Genomic DNA, 17,166 nt, shown 5'->3' on the forward strand with positions numbered 1-17,166 from the left:
CTCCCCCTCCCTTTCCCGCTCTCCCTCCCCTTCCTCGACTCCCAAGTGCTCCAGCAGCACCGCCCGCAGCTCGCGCGCCGCGCGCGGCGGGGCGACGTCCTTGCGGTGGGCCAGGGCGACCGTCCGGCGCATGCGGGCGTCCTCGAAGGGGGTGACCCGCAGGCCCGAGCGGGCCGCCACCATGCCCGGGACCACCGCCAGGCCCAGGCCCGCGCGGACGAAGCCGAGGACCGCGTCCATCTCGCCGCCCTCGACGGTGAAGGCCGGCTCGAAGCCGGCGGCGCGGCAGGCGGCGACGGTGATCTCGCGGAGGTCGTAGCCGCGGCGGAACATCACCATGGGCAGGCCCTCCAGGTCCGCCACGCGCAGGGCCCGGCGGCGGGTGGGCGGGGGCTCTCCGGGGGCGGAGACGACGACGAGGTCCTCGCGCAGGAGCCCGGTCGTGGCGAGGGCCGGAGCGCCGACGGCCAGGGGCGTGATGATCAGGGCGAGGTCGAGGCCGCCGGCGGCGAGGGTGCGGACGAGGTCCTGGGAGCCGCCCTCGTCGACGAGGAGCTCGATGCCCGGGTAGCGGGCGTGATAGGCCCGCAGGACGTCGGGGACGAGGCTCGCGCAGAGGCTGGGCGGGGCGCCGAGGCGCACCCGGCCGCGCCGCAGCTGGGCGACCTCCTGCACCTCGCGCCGGGCCGTCTCGGTGTCGGCCAGGATCTGCCGGGCCAGCGGCAGCAGCGCCTCGCCGGCGTCGGTGAGGGTGATGTTGCCGCGGGCGCGCCCGAAGAGCTCCGCGCCCAGCTCGCGTTCCAGGGCGCGGATCTGCTGGGAGAGGGAGGGCTGGGCGACGTGCAGGGACTCGGCGGCCCGGGTGAAGTGACGGACTTCGGCCAGGGTCGCGAAGTAGCGGAGCTGCTGGAGTTGCACGGTCAGCAGCATAGATAGGACGAGCCTATGGAAACCAGCTTCATCATGTCTTGGACGGATCGAGGAGCCGCTGCCTAGCGTCTGGTGCCATGGCACTGGCGACCCGGACGGACCGTCCTCCGTCCCTCATCGGCTCCGTGTGGCGGTCGACCGTCGGCAAGAAGGCGGTCATGGCGGTCACCGGCCTGATCATGCTGGCGTACCTGGTCGCCCATGTGGTGGGCAACCTGAAGGTCTTCTTCGGGGCCGGGGAGTTCAACCACTACGGGCACTGGATCCGCACCGTCGGCGAACCCTTCCTGCACTACGAGTGGTTCCTGTGGATGGCGCGCGCCGCCCTCGGCACGGCGGTCGTGCTGCACGGCGTGGCCGCGTACCAGCTCAGCCGGCGGGACCTCGCCGCCCGCCCGCGGAAGTACGAGCGGAAGCGCCCGCGCGCGAGCTACGCGACCCGCACGATGCGCTGGGGCGGGGTGATCCTGGCCCTGTTCATCGTCTGGCACGTCCTCGACCTCACCACGCTGGACGTGAACCCCAACGCCCAGGAGGGGCGGCCGTACGAGAACCTCGTCGCCTCCCTCGACCGCCCCGCCGTCACGGCCTTCTACATCGCCGCGATGCTCGCCCTGGGGCTGCACATCCGGCACGGCTTCTGGAGCGCCGCCCAGACGCTCGGCGCGAACTCGCCGCGCCGCGAGCGGCTGCTGAAGTTCCTGGCCAATGCGCTGGCGCTGGTGCTGACCTGCGGCTTCATCGCCGTGCCCGTGGGCGTCCTGACAGGAGTCGTGAGCTGACCATGCCCGAGACGACCAGGCCCGCGGTGACCGGACCCGAGCCGGCCACGCCCGAGCCGACCACACCCAAGCCGGCCACACCCGAGCCGGCCACACCCGAGACGACCGCCCCCGAGATGACCGACTACACGCACTACACGACCGGCGAGCCGGTCACCGACAACGCCGCCCCCGGCGGCCCCATAGCCGAGCGGTGGGACCGCCGCCGCTTCGAGGCCAGGCTCGTCAACCCCGCGAACCGGCGCAAGCACACCGTCATCGTCGTCGGCACCGGTCTCGCGGGCGGCGCCGCGGGCGCCACCCTCGCCGAGCAGGGCTACCACGTCGTGCAGTTCTGCTACCAGGACTCGCCGCGCCGCGCCCACTCCATCGCCGCGCAGGGCGGCATCAACGCCGCCAAGAACTACCGCAACGACGGCGACTCCGTGCACCGCCTGTTCTACGACACCGTCAAGGGCGGCGACTTCCGCGCCCGCGAGTCCAACGTGCACCGTCTCGCGCAGGTCTCGGTCGAGATCATCGACCAGTGCGTGGCGCAGGGCGTGCCCTTCGCCCGCGAGTACGGCGGGCTGCTCGACACCCGCTCGTTCGGCGGCGTGCAGGTCTCCCGGACGTTCTACGCGCGCGGGCAGACGGGCCAGCAGCTGCTGCTCGGGGCGTACCAGGCGCTCAGCCGCCAGATCGACGCGGGCAACGTCGAGATGCACGCCCGCACCGAGATGCTCGACCTGATCGTCATCGACGGGCGGGCGCGCGGCATCGTGGCGCGCGACCTGATCACGGGCGCCGTCAGCACGTACTTCGCGGACGCGGTGGTCCTCGCGAGCGGCGGCTACGGCAACGTCTTCTACCTCTCGACCAACGCCAAGAACTCCAACGCGACGGCAGTCTGGCGGGCCCACCGGCGCGGCGCGTACTTCGCCAACCCCTGCTTCACGCAGATCCACCCCACCTGCATCCCGCGCTCCGGCGACCACCAGTCGAAGCTGACGCTGATGAGCGAGTCGCTGCGCAACGACGGGCGGATCTGGGTGCCCAAGGCCCGGGGCGACGCCCGGCCGCCGGCCGCGATCCCCGAGGACGAGCGCGACTACTACCTGGAGCGGATCTACCCCTCCTTCGGCAACCTCGTCCCCCGCGACATCGCCTCGCGCGCCGCGAAGAACGTCTGCGACGAGGGGCGCGGCGTCGGCCCCGGCGGGCAGGGCGTCTACCTGGACTTCGCCGACGCCATCGCCCGCATGGGCCGGAAGGCCGTCGAGGCCAGGTACGGCAACCTCTTCGAGATGTACGAGCGGATCACCGCCGAGGACCCGTACGAGGTGCCGATGCGCATCTACCCGGCCATCCACTACACGATGGGCGGCCTGTGGGTGGACTACGACCTGCAGACCACCGTGCCGGGTCTGTTCGCGATCGGCGAGGCCAACTTCTCCGACCACGGCGCCAACCGCCTGGGCGCCTCGGCGCTGATGCAGGGCCTGGCCGACGGCTACTTCGTTCTCCCCTCCACCATCAACGACTTCCTGGCCCGGCACCCGCACGACGCGGTGCCCGAGGACCACCCGGCCGTCACGGAGGCCGTCGCGGGCGTGACGGACCGGCTGGGCCGCCTCCTCGCCAACGACGGCGACCGCACCCCGGACTCCTTCCACCGCGAGCTCGGCGAGCTGCTGTGGGACGAGTGCGGCATGGCCCGCACGGAGACGGGCCTGCGCAAGGCGCTCGGCCGCATCCCCGCGCTGCGCGAGGAGTTCTGGCGCCGCATCAAGGTGCCCGGGACCGGCGAGGAGCTCAACCAGTCGCTGGAGAAGGCCAACCGGATCGTCGACTACCTGGAACTCGCCGAGCTGATGTGCCTGGACGCCCTGCACCGCACGGAATCCTGCGGCGGCCACTTCCGGGAGGAGAGCGCGACGCCCGAGGGCGAGGCGGCCCGCAAGGACGAGGAGTTCTCCTACGCGGCGGCCTGGGAGTTCACCGGGCCGGGCCGGGCGCCGGTCCTGCACAAAGAAGCGCTGACCTTCGAACACGTCCACCCCACCCAGCGGAGCTACGCGTAATGGACCTCACCCTGCGCATCTGGCGCCAGCGCGCTGCCGGCGAGCCCGGCGCCATGACCACGTACAAGGTCACGGGAATCAGCGAGGACATGTCCTTCCTGGAGATGCTCGACCACCTCAACGAGGAGCTGATCCTCTCGGGGGACGAGCCGGTGGCCTTCGACCACGACTGCCGCGAGGGCATCTGCGGCGCGTGCGGCATGGTCATCAACGGGCAGGCGCACGGGCCCGAGCGGACGACGACCTGCCAGCTGCACATGCGCCACTTCGCCGACGGCGACACCATCGACGTCGAGCCGTGGCGGGCGGCGGCCTTCCCGGTCGTGAAGGACCTGGTCGTCGACCGGTCCGCCTTCGACCGCATCATCGGCTCCGGGGGCTACGTCTCCGCGCCCACCGGATCCGCCCCCGACGCCCACGCCACGCCCGTGCCGAAGCCGGTCGCCGACCTCGCCTTCGAGCACGCCGAGTGCATCGGCTGCGGCGCGTGCGTGGCCGCCTGCCCCAACGGCTCGGCGATGCTCTTCACCTCCGCGAAGGTCGTCCACCTCAACGTCCTGCCGCAGGGCGCGCCCGAGCGGGAGTCCCGGGTGCTGGACATGGTGGGCGCGATGGACGACCAGGGCTTCGGCGGCTGCACGAACACCGGCGAGTGCGCCGTGGCCTGCCCCAAGGGCATCCCGCTCACGGCGATCGGCGCGATGAACCGCGAATACCTGCGGGCCACGCTCAAGGGCGGCCGCCGGCGCTGAGGCCGGGCGGCCGCACCGGCGGTCCCGCCGACGGGTGCGTCCGCGAGACGCAGACGTCAGCGGGCGCCGAAGACCTGGGTCCACCTCGGGCCGCCCGGGGCGTGGTTGACGCCCACGCCGATCTCCTTGAAGGAGCAGTTGAGGATGTTCTTGCGGTGGCCGTCGCTCTTCATCCACGAGTCCATGACGGAGGACGCCGACTGCTGCCCGTAGGCGATGTTCTCGCCGTAGGTGCTCCAGTTGTAGCCGGCGGCGGTGATGCGGTCGCCGGGGCCCTTGCCGTCGGGGTTGGTGTGGTTGAAGAAGCTGCGGGCGGCCATGTCGTCGGAGTGGCCCTGGGCCGCCGCGTCCAGGGTGCTGTTCTCGGTCAGGGGCGAGCAGCCGGCCTTGGCACGCTCGGCGTTGACCAGCGTGGTGACCTGCTGGCCGAGCGAGCCGCCGCCCGGGTTCGTGGTCTTGGGGGCGCGCTTGGCAGGGCTCGCGCTCTTCTTCTCGGGCGACGGCTTCGCGGAGGCCGCGGACCGGCTCGGCTCCGCGGAGGGCGAGGCGGAGGACGAGGCCGAGGCGGACGCCGACGGCTTGGCCGAAGCGGAGGCGGACGCGCTCGCCGAGGCGGACGGGGAGGCGGCGGACGGCAGCACGGACGCGCCGGCGTCGAGGGCCTTCACCCGGTTCTGCGGCGCCTGTCCGTCCTTGGCGGAGACGGACGTCTCCCCGGGGGAGTCGGTGAAGAGGTAGAGGCCGCCGAGGACGCCGCCCGTGAGGAGGGCCAGGGCGGCGGCTCCGGCCGCGGCCTTCTTGGCCTTGCGGGGGCGGCCCGCGCGGTGGCCCCGGTTGTTGCCGCTGCCCGCTCGGCGGTGACCCACGCGCGCGCCCGCGCGCGTGCCTTCTGCGGCGGCGGCCGGGGAGACGTGCGCCACTGCCTGCGTCTGCAGGACGGAGCTGCCGCGCCACCAGCCCAGCAGGCCGGCCCCCAGCGGCACCAGGCCGAGACCGACGAGCAGCCCCTCGGCGGGGACGAGCGCCGACGTCGCGCCGACGCAGCGGCCGCAGCCGCGCACGTGGCGGGCGACGCGCTTGCGCCACAGCGCGGAGGGGGCGCCGTCCCAGGAGGCGACGACGTCACCGAGCTGCGGGCAGCCCGGCTGCGCGGCCAGGGCCCGGACGACGCCGCGGGCGGTGTCCAGCTGGGCCTTGGTGCGCTGGATGCGGACGGCGGCGTGCTGCGGGGTCATGTCGAGGGCGGCGGCGACCTCGGCGCGCGTCAGCTCGCCGGCGGCCTCCAGCCACCACAGGGACAGCACGGTCTGCTCGTCGTCGTCGAGCCAGCGCGTGGCCTCGGCGACCTCCTTGCGCTGCCCCTGCAGACCGAGCCGGACGATGGTGAGGTCGACGAAGTCCGCTTCCGGGTCGGGGACCTCGGCGACCTCTTGCAGGCCACTGACGGGAGTCTCCGGGCGCTCCCGCCAGTGGCTGCGTATCTGGTTCATGGTGATGGCGACGAGCCAGGACCGGAACGCGGCGGCGTCGCGCAGCTCGCCGAGGCCGTTGATGACCCGGAGCATGGTCTCCTGGACCACGTCGTCGACGTCGGCGTGGCCGCCCAGGGCCCGGCCGACGATGTTGTAGACGAGCGGCAGGTATGCGGCGACGAGCTCGTCCTGTGCCGCCGTGTCCCCGGCTCGCGCCGCCTCGACCACGGCCACGCTCTGACTGTTCACGCTCCGCCACCCTTCTCCGGCATTCCGTTCGGGAGTCGGGCCGTTCGGTCCGACACATAGGAGATGCGGATGGGGCGCGACGATAACAAAAACTGCACGGAAAACTTCAAGAGGACCGGACAAATCCCGGTTTGTAGGGCTGTTGTTCGCCGGGCTCCAGGAACTCGGCGAGCATCCCCGGAGTGGCCGCCTCCGCGAAGCCCGCGGCAGTATCGGCCGACATATCCCGGATGCGGTATCCACCCTCGCCCGCGGCGACGGCGGCGGTCGCGGTGACGACGCCCGCCCGGCGGGAGAAGGGGCTGTCGGTGAAGGTCCACGCCAGCACGGCCGACCGGTCCAGGGCCGTCGTCTCCCGGCCGAAGGTGCCGGAGCGCACGAGCAGGAAGCGGCCCCGCAGGCCGTGGCCGAGCCCGTGGTAGGCGTCGCGCGCGAGCCCGTAGGCGACGGGAGCGGCCAGGAGCACCCAGCCCGCCGCGCAGTACAGCAGCACGGGCGTGAGCAGCGCGCCCAGCACGGCCAGCGCCACGGCGGGCGGCAGCACGCACCACGCGAACGCCCGCACGACGCGACGGCGCAGCGCGGCCCGCGGGTGGGGCGTCAGCTCCGGCGCGCCGAGGGGCTCGCCCAGCACGCCGTCGCACACGCGCAGCGCCTCGGCGTACGAAGCGGGCGGCAGGACGACGCTGCGGCGGCGGTTCTCCTCCTTGTTGCCCAGCCCGCCGGCGACGGCCCGGACGCTCGCCCCGCCGCCCGCGCGCAGCAGCAGCGGCTCGCGCAGGGTCACGCCGCGCAGGCGGGCGCGCTCGATGGAGACGGACCGCGTGGTGAACAGGCCGTGGCGCACGCGCAGGGTGGCCGCGTCGGTCCACTCCAGGCGGTAGTCCCACCACTCCTCGGCGTACAGCGCGACCGCGCCGACGGCTCCGAGGGCGGTGACCGCGAGGAGCGCGAGCGGGACGGTGACCCACAGGAAGCTGTGACCGAAGTCCTCGAAAGCACGGCGGACGATGCCGATGCGCCAGGGCTCGATGCCGATCCCGTCGAGGACGCGCCACGCGCCGCCCGCGGCGGCGAAGACGCCGCCGACGACCCAGAACGTCAGCGGGGCGTAGCGCAGGCGGCGCGGGTCGGCAGTGGCGAGCACGGGGTCGCCGGCGCGGCCGGCGCCGGCGCGGGCGAGGAGTTCGGCGCGCAGGCGGACGGCTTCGGGGCGGGCGAGGGCCTCCAGGGAGATCTCGCCGCCGCTCCCCCCGCCGCCGGTTCCGGCGCGCAGCACGGCGAGGCCGAGGACGCGCTGGACGGCGTTGGCGGTGATGTCGACGTTGCGGACGCGGTGCAGGGGGATCGCGCGGACGCTGCGCGTGAACAACCCCGTGCGGAGCTCGACGGCGTCGGCGGTGACGCGGTAGCGGGTGCGCCGCCAGGTGACGACGCCGCTCGCGCTGATGGCGGCGAAGACGACGCCGATCACGGCGAGCGTGATCCACGCGCGCGTGTCGAACCGGCCGCCGGTGGCGAGGGCGGTGAGGGCGAGCGAGCCGAGGGGCGCGCCCAGCCAGGTGCAGTGCACGGCGATCGTGCGGGGGTCGAGGGTGCGCCATTGCCCGGGCGCGCGCTCGGACTGCTGCTCGGGCTGCTGCTCGCTCATGCGGCGTCACCGTCCCCGGGCACGAGGCGGGCGGCATCGGCGATCCGGCCGGCCAACCACTCCGCGGCCTCGTCGGAGACCCCGGTGATGCGGACGTCGCCGGCCGTGGAGGCGGTGGTGACGGTGACCGTGGCGAGGCCGAAGCGGCTCTGCAGCGGGCCGCGGACGGTGTCGACGGTCTGGACGCGCGAGAGCGGGGCTATGCGGCGCTTGCGCAGGATCCACCCGCCGGCGGCGTAGACCGCGGACTCCCCAACCTCCCAGGCGTGGACGCGGCAGCGCAGGCGCGGCATGGCCAGGACGTAGCCGGTGGCGGGCAGGACGAGGACGGCCAGGACGAGCGGGGCGAGCCAGGGGAGGGCGCCCGGGAAGAACAGCAGGGAGTTGACGAGCAGGGCGGCCGCGACGAGCAGCGCGGGGCCGGTGACCGTCAGCAGCGCCTGCACGGTCCACCAGCGGTGGGCGCGCGGGTCGACGCCGTTGCGGGGTGGCCTGAGGCGGGGCTGCGTCTGCGCCTGTGCCTGCCTCTGCGTCCGGCTCTGCGCGGGTGCGCCGCGTCGGTGTCCTGTCATGGGGGTGCCGCTCCCGTTTTCCAAGTCAGTTGTATGGCAATAAGCTATAGCAATACAAACGACTTGGAAAGGCGAGGTGGTGGGCGTGCCCAAGCGCGTGGACCACGAGGAGCGCCGCCGGGCGATCGCGCAGGCCCTGTGGCGCATCGCGTGCGCGCGGGGGCTCGACGGCGCGAGCCTGCGCGACGTCGCTGCGGAGGCGGGGATCTCGCTGGGGCAGCTCCAGCACTACTTCTCCAGCAAGGACGAGATGCTCGTCTTCGCCCTCAAGTACTTGGGCGGGCTCGCAGAGGAGCGCATCCGCGCACGCCTCATGGGGCTGACCGCGCCGCCGTCGCCGCGGGACGTGCTGCGGGAGACGGTCATGGAGATGCTCCCCCTGGACGAGGAGAGCCGCACGGGGAACCTGGTCCAGATCGCGTACTTCGTCCGCGCCCTCCACGACGAACGGCTCCGCGCCCACGCGAGGGAGGGCGTACCGGCGCTACGGGCCTTCTTCGCGGACCAGGTGCGGGCGGGGATCGCGCGGGGCGAGGTGGACGAGTCCCGCGCCCCGGACGCGGAGGCGATGCTGCTGATCGCCCTGACGGACGGCCTGACGACGTATCTCTTGCTGGACGTCTGCACCCCGCCCGAAGCGAGGGGCTTGCTGGAGGGCCACCTGGAACGCCTGTTCACACCGTGAGCGAACGGGCCGACGACGACCGGCGGTGCCGTGCCGGACGGACGCCCGGGCCGGCTCGGCACCGCCGGAACGCACCGCGGGGGTCGATCGCCATCGCGGCGGAAGGAGAACCGCCAGGCGCGCCCCAACCCTCCGCCACAACGGCGCGACGCCACAACGGCGGAAACCGGCGGTGCCGTGCCGGACGGACGCCCGGGCCGGCACGGCACCGCCGGAACGCGCTGCGGGGGTCCATCGCCGTCGCGGCGGAAGGAGAGCCGCCAGGCGCGCCCCAACCCTCCGCCGCAACGGCGCGACGCCACGACGGTGGAGACCGGCGGTGCCGTGCCGGACGGACGCCCGGGGCTGCTCGGCACCGCCGGAACGCGCTGCGGGGGTCGATCGCCGTCGCGGCGGAAGGAGAACCACCGGGCGCACCCAATCCCTCCGCCGCAACGGCCCGACGCCACGACGACGGAAACCGGCGGTGCCGTGCCGGACGGACGCCCGGGCCGGCTCGGCGCCGCCGGGACGCGCCGCGGGGGGGAGGAGAGCGCCGGGAGCGGCCGGGGTCTCCGCCGTCGTCGTGCGGCGCCACCGGCGGTGCCGGGCCGGGTCGCCGGGAGCGGCCGGTCTCCGGCGTGGGGCGTTACGGTCTGCGTTGGGCGCGGTTGCGGCCGCCTGGGCCGGGGGACAGCGCCGTGGCCAGTTCGTCCAGGGCGTCCAGGAGGAGTTCCGAGCCCCGGACGGCCACGCCCTCTTCGCCTTCCTCCGCGCGCCACGCGGCGAGCACCGCGTGGGGGGCCGTCCAGTCGAGGGGCTTGCGGTCGCGGACGGCCGTCGCGGCGGCCGGCAGGGAGCCGGCCAGGGCGGCGGCGAAGCGGGCCGCGCTCTTCGAGGGTTCGGCGTCCTTCTCCGGCAGGTGGGCCTCCATCAGCATCGTCGCCCGGCCCATCGTGGCGAGCGCCGACTCGGCGGCCCGCTCCGAGGTGCGCGAGAGGCCCCGGTGCCGCACGGGTTCGGTCAGGGCGCGGCCGGCCATCTCCTCCCAGGCCGTGCGGGCGGCGCGGGCATCGAGGAGGGCCTCGCGCACCCGGCGCGGCTTGCGCTCCCCGGGTTCGGCGAAGGCGCCCAGCACGGCGAGCGCGTAGTGCCCGTTGGCGGTGAGCCACTCGGAGAGCCGGTCCCGCAGGCGGGGCGTCTCCCAGGTGGGGAAGAGCGCGTAGGCGGCCATGGCCAGCAGTCCGCCGAGCAGGGTGAGGGCGACGCGCGCCTCGACGGTCTGCGACCAGCCCTCCCCCGCGATGCCCAGCAGGAAGACGACGTACGCGGCGATGCAGGCCGACGCCACGCTGTACCCGGTGCGCATCAGCAGGTACATCAGTCCGACGGCCACCACCGCCATCCCCGCGCACACCCACGGCCCGGGGTGGGTGAAGGCCATCAGCGCACCGGCGATGAGCACGCCGACGACCGTCCCGGCGAAGCGGGCGACGCCGCGCGAGTACGTCTGCCCGAAGTCCGGCCGCATCACCATCACGGACGTCATCGGCGCCCAGTAGGCGTGCCCCCACGGCAGGGCGGTGCCGGCGGCGTAGCCGGCGAGGACCACCGCGGTGACCCGTACCGCGTGCCGGCCGACCGGCGAGGACCAGCGCGCCTCGCGCCGCAGCGCCCGCAGGGCCACGGGGACGAGCCGCGGCACGGACGGCCGCAGCAGGTGCCGGTGGGCGGGCCCGCCGCGCGCCGTGGTCCTGCGCACCGGCTCGTCGGTGGCGTCGACCGCGTCGCCGAGGAGGGCCATCAGCCGCAGGGCGGAGCGGCGGGCGGGCCCATGGAGCACGGGCCCGGAGGCGGGCACGGTGAGGACGGCGGTGGCCTCCTCGGGCAGCCGTACGGGCCTGCCCCACCGCACGGCGCGCGCGACCGCGTCGAGCACGGTCGCGGCGGCGCCCAGCAGGTCCCGTGCGCGGTCCCGTTCGGGGCCCTCGGCGGGCGCGCCGAGGACGGGGTCGGCGAGGGAGGCGAGCACCGGCCGCAGCCGTTCGGCGATGCCGCGCGGCCCGCCCAGCTGGCGCGGCCGGTTGCGGGCCTGGCGGGGGGTCAGTTCGGCGGCCTCGCGCGCGTCCATGAGCGGCTGCGGGTCGAAGAGGGCGACCGGATCGTGCCGCAGCCGGCGCGCGTAGTCGGCCTCGGCGGCCAGCGCGTCGGCGAGGGCGTCGCGCTGGACGCCCCAGGGGCGGACGGGCAGGAGCACGATGAGCGCGGCCTGGACCAGCCCGCCGACGGCGATCAGCCCGGCGTGGTGCAGCGCGCCCGTGACCGACGTGGGCAGGGTGACGGTCACGAGCATGACGGCGATGGTCTGCGTGGCGACCAGGCCGGAGACCGGCCCGACCGCCCAGGCCATGCCCGCCAGCAGCGTCCACACGGCCAGCAGGGACCCGAAGACGACGGGGTCGAACGCGGCCACGTACCCGAGGAACGTGCTGACGGCGAGGCCGAGGGCCACGGCGAGCGCCAGCACCGGCCGCGGCCGCCAGCTCCGCTGGAACGTCACCAGCCCGGCGGAGAACGCCCCGAACGCGGAGGACACGGCGAGGGCCGGGGTCCCCAGCCACAGGATGACCCCGACCACGATCGCGACGCCGAGCGCGCCACGGGCGGCGACCACGGGCGTCAGCTTGGTGCGCTCGATCGTCAGCCCGTCGCGCGCGGCCTTCCGCAGCGCACTGGACCAGGTCATGGCCTGAGCTTACGTTCCGGACGATCGCGTTCCGAGCAGCGGGACGTCCACCGGGACGTGCCGCGGTACGTCCTCAGCGGTGGCTCGGGAAGCCCAGGTCCACGGCGCTGTCGGCCGGGTCGGGCCACCGGGTCGTGACGACCTTGCCGCGCGTATAGAAGTGGACGCCGTCGTTCCCGTAGATGTGGTGGTCGCCGAAGAGGGAGTCCTTCCAGCCGCCGAACGAGTGGTAGCCGACCGGCACCGGAATGGGCACGTTGATGCCGACCATCCCCGCCTCGACCTCCAGCTGGAAGCGGCGGGCCGCGCCGCCGTCGCGCGTGAAGACGGCCGTGCCGTTGCCCCACGGCGAGGAGTTGATGAGCGCCAGGCCCTCCTCGTAGGACTCCGCGCGCAGCACGCACAGCACCGGGCCGAAGATCTCGTCGCGGTAGGCGTCCGCGTCGACCGGCACCCTGTCGAGCAGGGACAGCCCGATCCAGTGCCCGTTCTCGTAGCCCTCGACGGTGAAGCCGGTGCCGTCGAGGACGACCTCGGCGCCCTGGGCCGCGGCGCCGTGCACGTAGGAGGCGACCTTGTCGCGGTGGGCCGCGGTGATGAGCGGGCCCATCTCGGAGGCGGGGTCGTCACCCGGCCCGATCTTGATCTTCTCGGCGCGCTCGCGGATCTTCGCCACCAGCTCGTCGCCCGCCGAGCCCACCGCGACGACCGCGGAGACGGCCATGCAGCGCTCGCCGGCCGAGCCGTAGGCCGCGGAGACGGCGGCGTCGGCGGCCGCGTCGAGGTCGGCGTCGGGCAGCACCAGCATGTGGTTCTTGGCGCCGCCGAGGGCCTGGACGCGCTTGCCGTGCTCGCCGGCCACCCGGTGGATGTGGCGGGCGATGGGCGTGGAGCCCACGAAGGAGACGGCGGCGACGTCCGGGTGGGTCAGCAGCCGGTCGACGGCCTCCTTGTCGCCGTTGACGACGTTGAGGACGCCCTCCGGCAGCCCGGCCTCGGCGGCCAGCTGGGCCAGCAGGATCGCGGGCGAGGGGTCCTTCTCGCTCGGCTTGAGCACGAAGGTGTTGCCGCAGGCGATGGCCAGCGGGAACATCCACATCGGCACCATCGCCGGGAAGTTGAACGGCGTGATGCCCGCGACGACGCCGAGCGGCTGGCGGATCGCCGCCACGTCCACTCCGCCGGACACCTGCGTCGACAGCTCGCCCTTGAGCTGCGTGGTGATGCCGCACGCCAGCTCGACGATCTCCAGGCCGCGGGCGACCTCGCCGAGGGCGTCGGAGTGCACCTTGCCGTGCTCGGCGGTGATCAGCTCGGCGAGCTCGGCGCGGTGGGCGTCCAGCAGCGCGCGGTAGCGGAACAGGATCGCCGTGCGGGTGGCCAGGGAGGACGTGCCCCACGTCGCGAAGGCGGCCTTGGCTGCGGCGACCGCGGCGTCCACCTCCTCCGCGGAGGCGAAGGCGACCCGCGTGGTCTGCGCGCCCGTCGCCGGGTCGGTGACCGGCCCGTACGTGCCGGAGGTGCCCTCGACGGCCTTGCCGTCGATCCAGTGGTTGACGGTCTTCATCGGTCGGCCTCTCCTACGGTCAAAGATAGCGGCGGCGGGCAGCGGCGTGGCGCTCGTACTCCTCCCGGGCCCTGCGGGCCGCCGGGCGGGTCGCGGTCCCGGCGACAGGCACATCCCACCACGCCTGGGCAGGGGGCGCGCCCGGCACTGTGTCGGCTGTTTCGGTCTCCACATAGACACATGTGGGGCGCGTGGCGGCGCGCGCCTCGGACAGCGCCTCCCGCAGCTCACCGGCCGTCCGGGCGCGCAGCACGTGCAGGCCCAGGGAGGCGGCGTTGGCGGCCAGGTCCACGGGCAGCGGGTCGCCGGTGTACGTGCCGTCCGCGGCGCGGAAGCGGTAGGCGGTGCCGAAGCGCTCGCCGCCGACGGCCTCCGACAGGCCGCCGATCGAGGCGTAACCGTGGTTCTGGATCAGCACCACCTTGACCGGGATGCCCTCCTGCACGGCGGTGACGAGCTCGGTGGGCATCATCAGGTACGTGCCGTCGCCGACGAGCGCCCACACGGGGCGGCCGGGCTCGGCCAGGGCGACGCCGATCGCCGCGGGGATCTCGTAGCCCATGCAGGAGTAGCCGTACTCCAGGTGGTACTGGCGGCGGGAGCGGGCGCGCCAGAGCTTGTGCAGGTCACCGGGGAGGGAACCGGCCGCGTTGATGACGACGTCCGTGGCGTCCACGACGGAGTCGAGGGCGCCGAGGATCTCGGCCTGGGTGGGGCGCGCCGCCGCGTCCCGTGGAGTGAACGCCCGGGTGACGGTCCGCTCCCAGGCCTGCTTGCCGGCCGTGTACTCCTTCTCGTACGCGTCCGCGACGCGGTGCCCGGCCAGGGCTTCCGCCAGCGCCTCCAGCCCGGTGCGGGCGTCCGCGACCAGCGGCAGCGCGGAGAGCTTGTGGGCGTCGAAGGAGGCGGCGTTGAGGTTGACGAAGCGCACGCCGGGGGCGGCGAAGAGGGTGTTCGAGGCGGTGGTGAAGTCGCTGTAGCGGGTGCCGACGCCGATGACCAGATCGGCCGTACGGGCCAGGTCGTCGGCGACGGCCGTCCCCGTGTGGCCCACCCCGCCGACGTCGGCGGGGTGGGCGTGGTGCAGGGACCCCTTGCCGGCCTGGGTGGAGGCGACGGGGATGCCGGTCGCGTCGGCGAGGGCGCGCAGCGCGTCCTCGGCCTCGCTGTGGTGGACGCCGCCGCCGGCGATCAGCAGGGGGCGGCGGGCGGCCCGTACCGCCGCCGCGGCCGCGGCCAGTTCGGCCGGGTCGGGAGCGGGGCGGCGCACGTGCCAGACGCGCTCGGCGAAGAACTCCTCCGGCCAGTCGTACGCCTCGGCCTGGACGTCCTGCGGCAGGGCGAGAGTGACGGCGCCGGTCTCGACGGGGTCGGCGAGGACGCGAACCGCCTGCAGGGCGGCGGGGATCAGCCCCTCCGGGCGGACGATCCGGTCGAAGTAGCGGGACACCGGGCGCAGGCAGTCGTTGACGGACACGTCGCCCGCACCGGGGTGTTCGAGCTGCTGCAGGACGGGGTCGGCGGGGCGGGTCGCGAAGGTGTCGCCGGGGAGGAGCAGCACGGGGACGCGGTTGACCGTGGCGAGGGCGGCGCCGGTGACGAGGTTGGTGGCGCCGGGGCCGATGGACGTGGTGACGGCGTGCGCGGAGAGCCGGTCGCGGTGGCGGGCGTAGCCGACGGCCGCGTGGACCATGGCCTGTTCGTTGCGGCCCTGGTGGTACGGCATGGCGCCGCCGGACTCCAGCAGCGCCTGCCCGATCCCGGCGACGTTGCCGTGGCCGAAGATGCCCCAGCAGGCGGCGATCAGGCGCTGCCGGCGGCCGTCGCGCTCGGTGTACTGGCGGGCGAGGAACTCCACCAGGGCCTGGGCGACGGTGAGGCGGCGGGTCGTTGCCCTGTCGGTCGTCATCGCTTCGCTTCCTCGTAGAGCGGCAGGCGGGGATCGACGGCCTGGGCGGGCCACGTGCCGCGGATCCACGCGTGGTCGGGGTGGTCGCGGATGAGCCATGCGCGCTCCGCGCCGGGGCCGGCCATGACGTTGAGGTAGTACATGTCGTGGCCGGGGGCGGCGATGGAGGGCCCGTGCCAGCCGTCGGGGATGAGGACGACGTCGCCGGTGCGGACCTCGGCGAGGACGTCGGTGCCCTTGTCGCGCGAGGGCGACACGCGCTGGTAGCCGAGGCCGGGGGTGCCGGCGGGCCCGTCCGCGATCTCGAAGTAGTAGATCTCCTCCAGTTCCGACTCCTCGCCCGGGTGGTGCTCGTCGTGCTTGTGGGGCGGGTACGAGGACCAGTTGCCGCCCGGGGTGAGGACTTCGACGGCGATGAGCTTGTCGCACGCGAAGACGCCGGCGGCGGCGAAGTTGTTGACCTGGCGGGAGCAGGTTCCGGAGCCGCGCAGCTCCACGGGGACGGCCTCGGCGGGGCCGTAACGGGCGGGCAGGCGGCGCTCGCAGCGGGCACCGGCGAGGGCGAAGCGGCCGCCGGCCGGGGCGGTGAGGGTGGCGGTGGTGTCGCGGGGAACGTAGGCGAAGTCGGTGGTGGAGGAGAAGGGGCTCTCCCGGCCGTGGAGCACGAAGGTCTCCTCGTCACCGGTGACGACGGTGCAGCCGCCGCGGAGCGGCAGGACGATCCATTCGCTGCCGCCGGTGGGGAAGGTGTGGGCGCCGCCGGGCGGGAGGGTGAGGACACGCAGGGACGAGTGGGCCCAGCCGGCCTGCTCGGGGCTGACGTCCACGTCGTAGTCGCAGCCGTCAGGGTGGGGGTGAGGGTGGGTCATGAGTCGTCCTCCTGGATCCGCGATGCCGTGCTCACAGCAATCCCACCGCCCTGTCGACCGCACCCGCCACGTCCCCGTCGGCCGGGTAGAGCAGGGCCCGGCCCACGACCAGGCCCTGCACCGTCGGCAGGCGCAGCGCCGACCGCCAGCGCCCGTACGCCGCCTCCTGGTCGTCCCCGACGTCGCCCCCGAGGAGCACGGCCGGCAGGGTCGACGTCTCCATCACGCGTTCCATGGCCGCGGGGTCGTCCGTCACCGGCACCTTCAGCCAGGTGTAGGCGGACGTGCCGCCCAGCCCGGAGGCGATGGCGATCGCCTTGGTGACGGCCTCGGCGCTCAGGTCGTTGACGACCCTGCCGCCGGTCCGGCGGGAGAGGAACGGTTCGACGAACACCGGCAGCCGGTGGGCGGCCATCGCGTCGACGGCGCGGGCGGCGGCGTGCAGGGTGGTGAGCGAGCCGGGGTCGTCCGGGTCGATGCGCAGCAGCAGCTTGCCCGCGTCGAAGCCCAGCGCCGCCAGGTCCTCCGCGCGGGGCCCGGTGAACCGGTCGTCCATCTCGAAGGCCGCTCCGGCCAGCCCGCCGCGGTTCATGGAGCCGATGACGATCTTGCCCTCCAGCGCGCCGAGCAGCAGCAGGTCGTCCAGGATGTCGGCGGAGGCGAGGACTCCGTCGACGCCGGGGCGAGACAGCGCGAGGCAGAGCCGCTCCAGCAGCTCGGGCCGGGCGGCCATCGCGAAGGGGCGGTCACCGACGCCGAGGGCGCCGCGCGCGGGGTGGTCCGCCGCGATGACCATCAGGCGCCCGCTCTCCCCCACGAGCGGCCGCCGGACCCGCCGGGCGGCGGCTTCGGCGATGGCCTCGGGATGCCGGCTGCGAATCCGGGCGAGCTCGGCGATCTGCACACTCACGAGCGGGGGACCTCCGGGAGGGAGGGGCGG

13 protein-coding genes are annotated in these 17,166 nt (G+C 74.3%); 4 read left to right on the forward strand and 9 right to left on the reverse strand.

What is annotated here, in order from left to right; all coding sequences use genetic code 11:
• Positions 1–918 (reverse strand): LysR substrate-binding domain-containing protein (locus tag ACSNOG_RS26670; RefSeq protein ID WP_436755246.1); only part of this gene is annotated, 918 nt, incomplete at its 3' end.
• Between the two features lie 89 nt (positions 919–1,007).
• Here ACSNOG_RS26670 and ACSNOG_RS26675 point away from each other — a divergent pair.
• From ACSNOG_RS26675 to ACSNOG_RS26685, 3 genes are all read left to right on the forward strand, one after another.
• Positions 1,008–1,712 carry a succinate dehydrogenase cytochrome b subunit gene (locus ACSNOG_RS26675; protein ID WP_436755247.1) on the forward strand — a complete coding sequence of 235 codons (705 nt, stop codon included), beginning with the start codon at positions 1,008–1,010 and terminating at the stop codon, positions 1,710–1,712.
• Between the two features lie 116 nt (positions 1,713–1,828).
• Positions 1,829–3,775, forward strand: coding sequence for a fumarate reductase/succinate dehydrogenase flavoprotein subunit (locus ACSNOG_RS26680; RefSeq protein ID WP_436755257.1), 1,947 nt, complete (start codon positions 1,829–1,831; stop codon positions 3,773–3,775).
• Complete coding sequence (locus ACSNOG_RS26685; RefSeq protein WP_436755248.1) at positions 3,775–4,527, forward strand: succinate dehydrogenase/fumarate reductase iron-sulfur subunit; 753 nt, start codon at positions 3,775–3,777, stop codon at positions 4,525–4,527. The genes ACSNOG_RS26680 and ACSNOG_RS26685 overlap by 1 nt, the downstream gene beginning before the upstream one ends.
• 56 nt (positions 4,528–4,583) lie before the next feature.
• Here the strand turns inward: ACSNOG_RS26685 and ACSNOG_RS26690 are convergent, their stop codons facing one another.
• The 3 genes from ACSNOG_RS26690 to ACSNOG_RS26700 form a co-directional block, all read right to left on the reverse strand.
• Positions 4,584–6,248 carry a sigma-70 family RNA polymerase sigma factor gene (locus ACSNOG_RS26690; RefSeq protein ID WP_436755249.1) on the reverse strand — a complete coding sequence of 555 codons (1,665 nt, stop codon included), beginning with the start codon at positions 6,246–6,248 and terminating at the stop codon, positions 4,584–4,586.
• 106 nt (positions 6,249–6,354) lie between these two features.
• The gene (locus ACSNOG_RS26695; protein WP_436755250.1) at positions 6,355–7,899 is read right to left on the reverse strand and encodes a PH domain-containing protein; all 1,545 of its coding nucleotides are present in this window, start codon (positions 7,897–7,899) and stop codon (positions 6,355–6,357) included.
• The gene (locus ACSNOG_RS26700; protein ID WP_436755251.1) at positions 7,896–8,471 is read right to left on the reverse strand and encodes a PH domain-containing protein; all 576 of its coding nucleotides are present in this window, start codon (positions 8,469–8,471) and stop codon (positions 7,896–7,898) included. Before ACSNOG_RS26700 ends, ACSNOG_RS26695 begins: the two co-directional genes overlap by 4 nt.
• A gap of 85 nt (positions 8,472–8,556) precedes the next feature.
• Between ACSNOG_RS26700 and ACSNOG_RS26705 the strand changes: the two genes are divergently transcribed.
• Positions 8,557–9,156, forward strand: coding sequence for a TetR/AcrR family transcriptional regulator (locus ACSNOG_RS26705; protein WP_436755252.1), 600 nt, complete (start codon positions 8,557–8,559; stop codon positions 9,154–9,156).
• A 628-nt stretch (positions 9,157–9,784) separates the two neighbouring features.
• Here the strand turns inward: ACSNOG_RS26705 and ACSNOG_RS26710 are convergent.
• The 5 genes from ACSNOG_RS26710 to ACSNOG_RS26730 all read right to left on the reverse strand — a co-directional run bounded on the left by ACSNOG_RS26710 (position 9,785) and on the right by ACSNOG_RS26730 (position 17,136).
• On the reverse strand, positions 9,785–11,881 hold the full coding sequence (locus ACSNOG_RS26710; RefSeq protein WP_436755253.1) for an FUSC family protein: 2,097 nt from the start codon (positions 11,879–11,881) through the stop codon (positions 9,785–9,787).
• 73 nt (positions 11,882–11,954) lie between these two features.
• A complete protein-coding gene (locus tag ACSNOG_RS26715) occupies positions 11,955–13,448 on the reverse strand; it encodes a CoA-acylating methylmalonate-semialdehyde dehydrogenase (protein ID WP_436755254.1) in 1,494 nt (497 codons plus the stop codon).
• Positions 13,449–13,467: 19 nt separating this feature from the next.
• Positions 13,468–15,357 carry a 3D-(3,5/4)-trihydroxycyclohexane-1,2-dione acylhydrolase (decyclizing) gene (iolD, locus tag ACSNOG_RS26720; RefSeq protein WP_436755255.1) on the reverse strand — a complete coding sequence of 630 codons (1,890 nt, stop codon included), beginning with the start codon at positions 15,355–15,357 and terminating at the stop codon, positions 13,468–13,470.
• The gene (gene iolB, locus ACSNOG_RS26725; protein ID WP_436755256.1) at positions 15,354–16,226 is read right to left on the reverse strand and encodes a 5-deoxy-glucuronate isomerase; all 873 of its coding nucleotides are present in this window, start codon (positions 16,224–16,226) and stop codon (positions 15,354–15,356) included. Before iolB ends, iolD begins: the two co-directional genes overlap by 4 nt.
• Before the next feature lie 31 nt (positions 16,227–16,257).
• Positions 16,258–17,136, reverse strand: a complete 879-nt coding sequence (locus ACSNOG_RS26730) for a Cgl0159 family (beta/alpha)8-fold protein (protein ID WP_436755258.1) — start codon at positions 17,134–17,136, stop codon at positions 16,258–16,260.
• Positions 17,137–17,166 lie beyond the last annotated feature (30 nt).

Origin of the sequence: Streptomyces sp. URMC 124, from assembly GCF_051386455.1 — a bacterium.
Taxonomy (GTDB): domain Bacteria; phylum Actinomycetota; class Actinomycetes; order Streptomycetales; family Streptomycetaceae; genus Streptomyces.

Bases quoted from the DNA above. Each gene is read 5' to 3' on its own strand.
- ACSNOG_RS26710 (WP_436755253.1), bottom strand. From the start codon at position 11,881: ATGACCTGGTCCAGTGCGCTGCGGAAGGCCGCGCGCGACGGGCTGACG.
- ACSNOG_RS26700 (WP_436755251.1), bottom strand. From the start codon at position 8,471: ATGACAGGACACCGACGCGGCGCACCCGCGCAGAGCCGGACGCAGAGG.
- ACSNOG_RS26695 (WP_436755250.1), bottom strand. From the start codon at position 7,899: ATGAGCGAGCAGCAGCCCGAGCAGCAGTCCGAGCGCGCGCCCGGGCAA.
- ACSNOG_RS26675 (WP_436755247.1), top strand. From the start codon at position 1,008: ATGGCACTGGCGACCCGGACGGACCGTCCTCCGTCCCTCATCGGCTCC.
- iolB (WP_436755256.1), bottom strand. From the start codon at position 16,226: ATGACCCACCCTCACCCCCACCCTGACGGCTGCGACTACGACGTGGAC.
- ACSNOG_RS26685 (WP_436755248.1), top strand. From the start codon at position 3,775: ATGGACCTCACCCTGCGCATCTGGCGCCAGCGCGCTGCCGGCGAGCCC.
- ACSNOG_RS26680 (WP_436755257.1), top strand. From the start codon at position 1,829: ATGACCGACTACACGCACTACACGACCGGCGAGCCGGTCACCGACAAC.
- iolD (WP_436755255.1), bottom strand. From the start codon at position 15,357: ATGACGACCGACAGGGCAACGACCCGCCGCCTCACCGTCGCCCAGGCC.
- ACSNOG_RS26715 (WP_436755254.1), bottom strand. From the start codon at position 13,448: ATGAAGACCGTCAACCACTGGATCGACGGCAAGGCCGTCGAGGGCACC.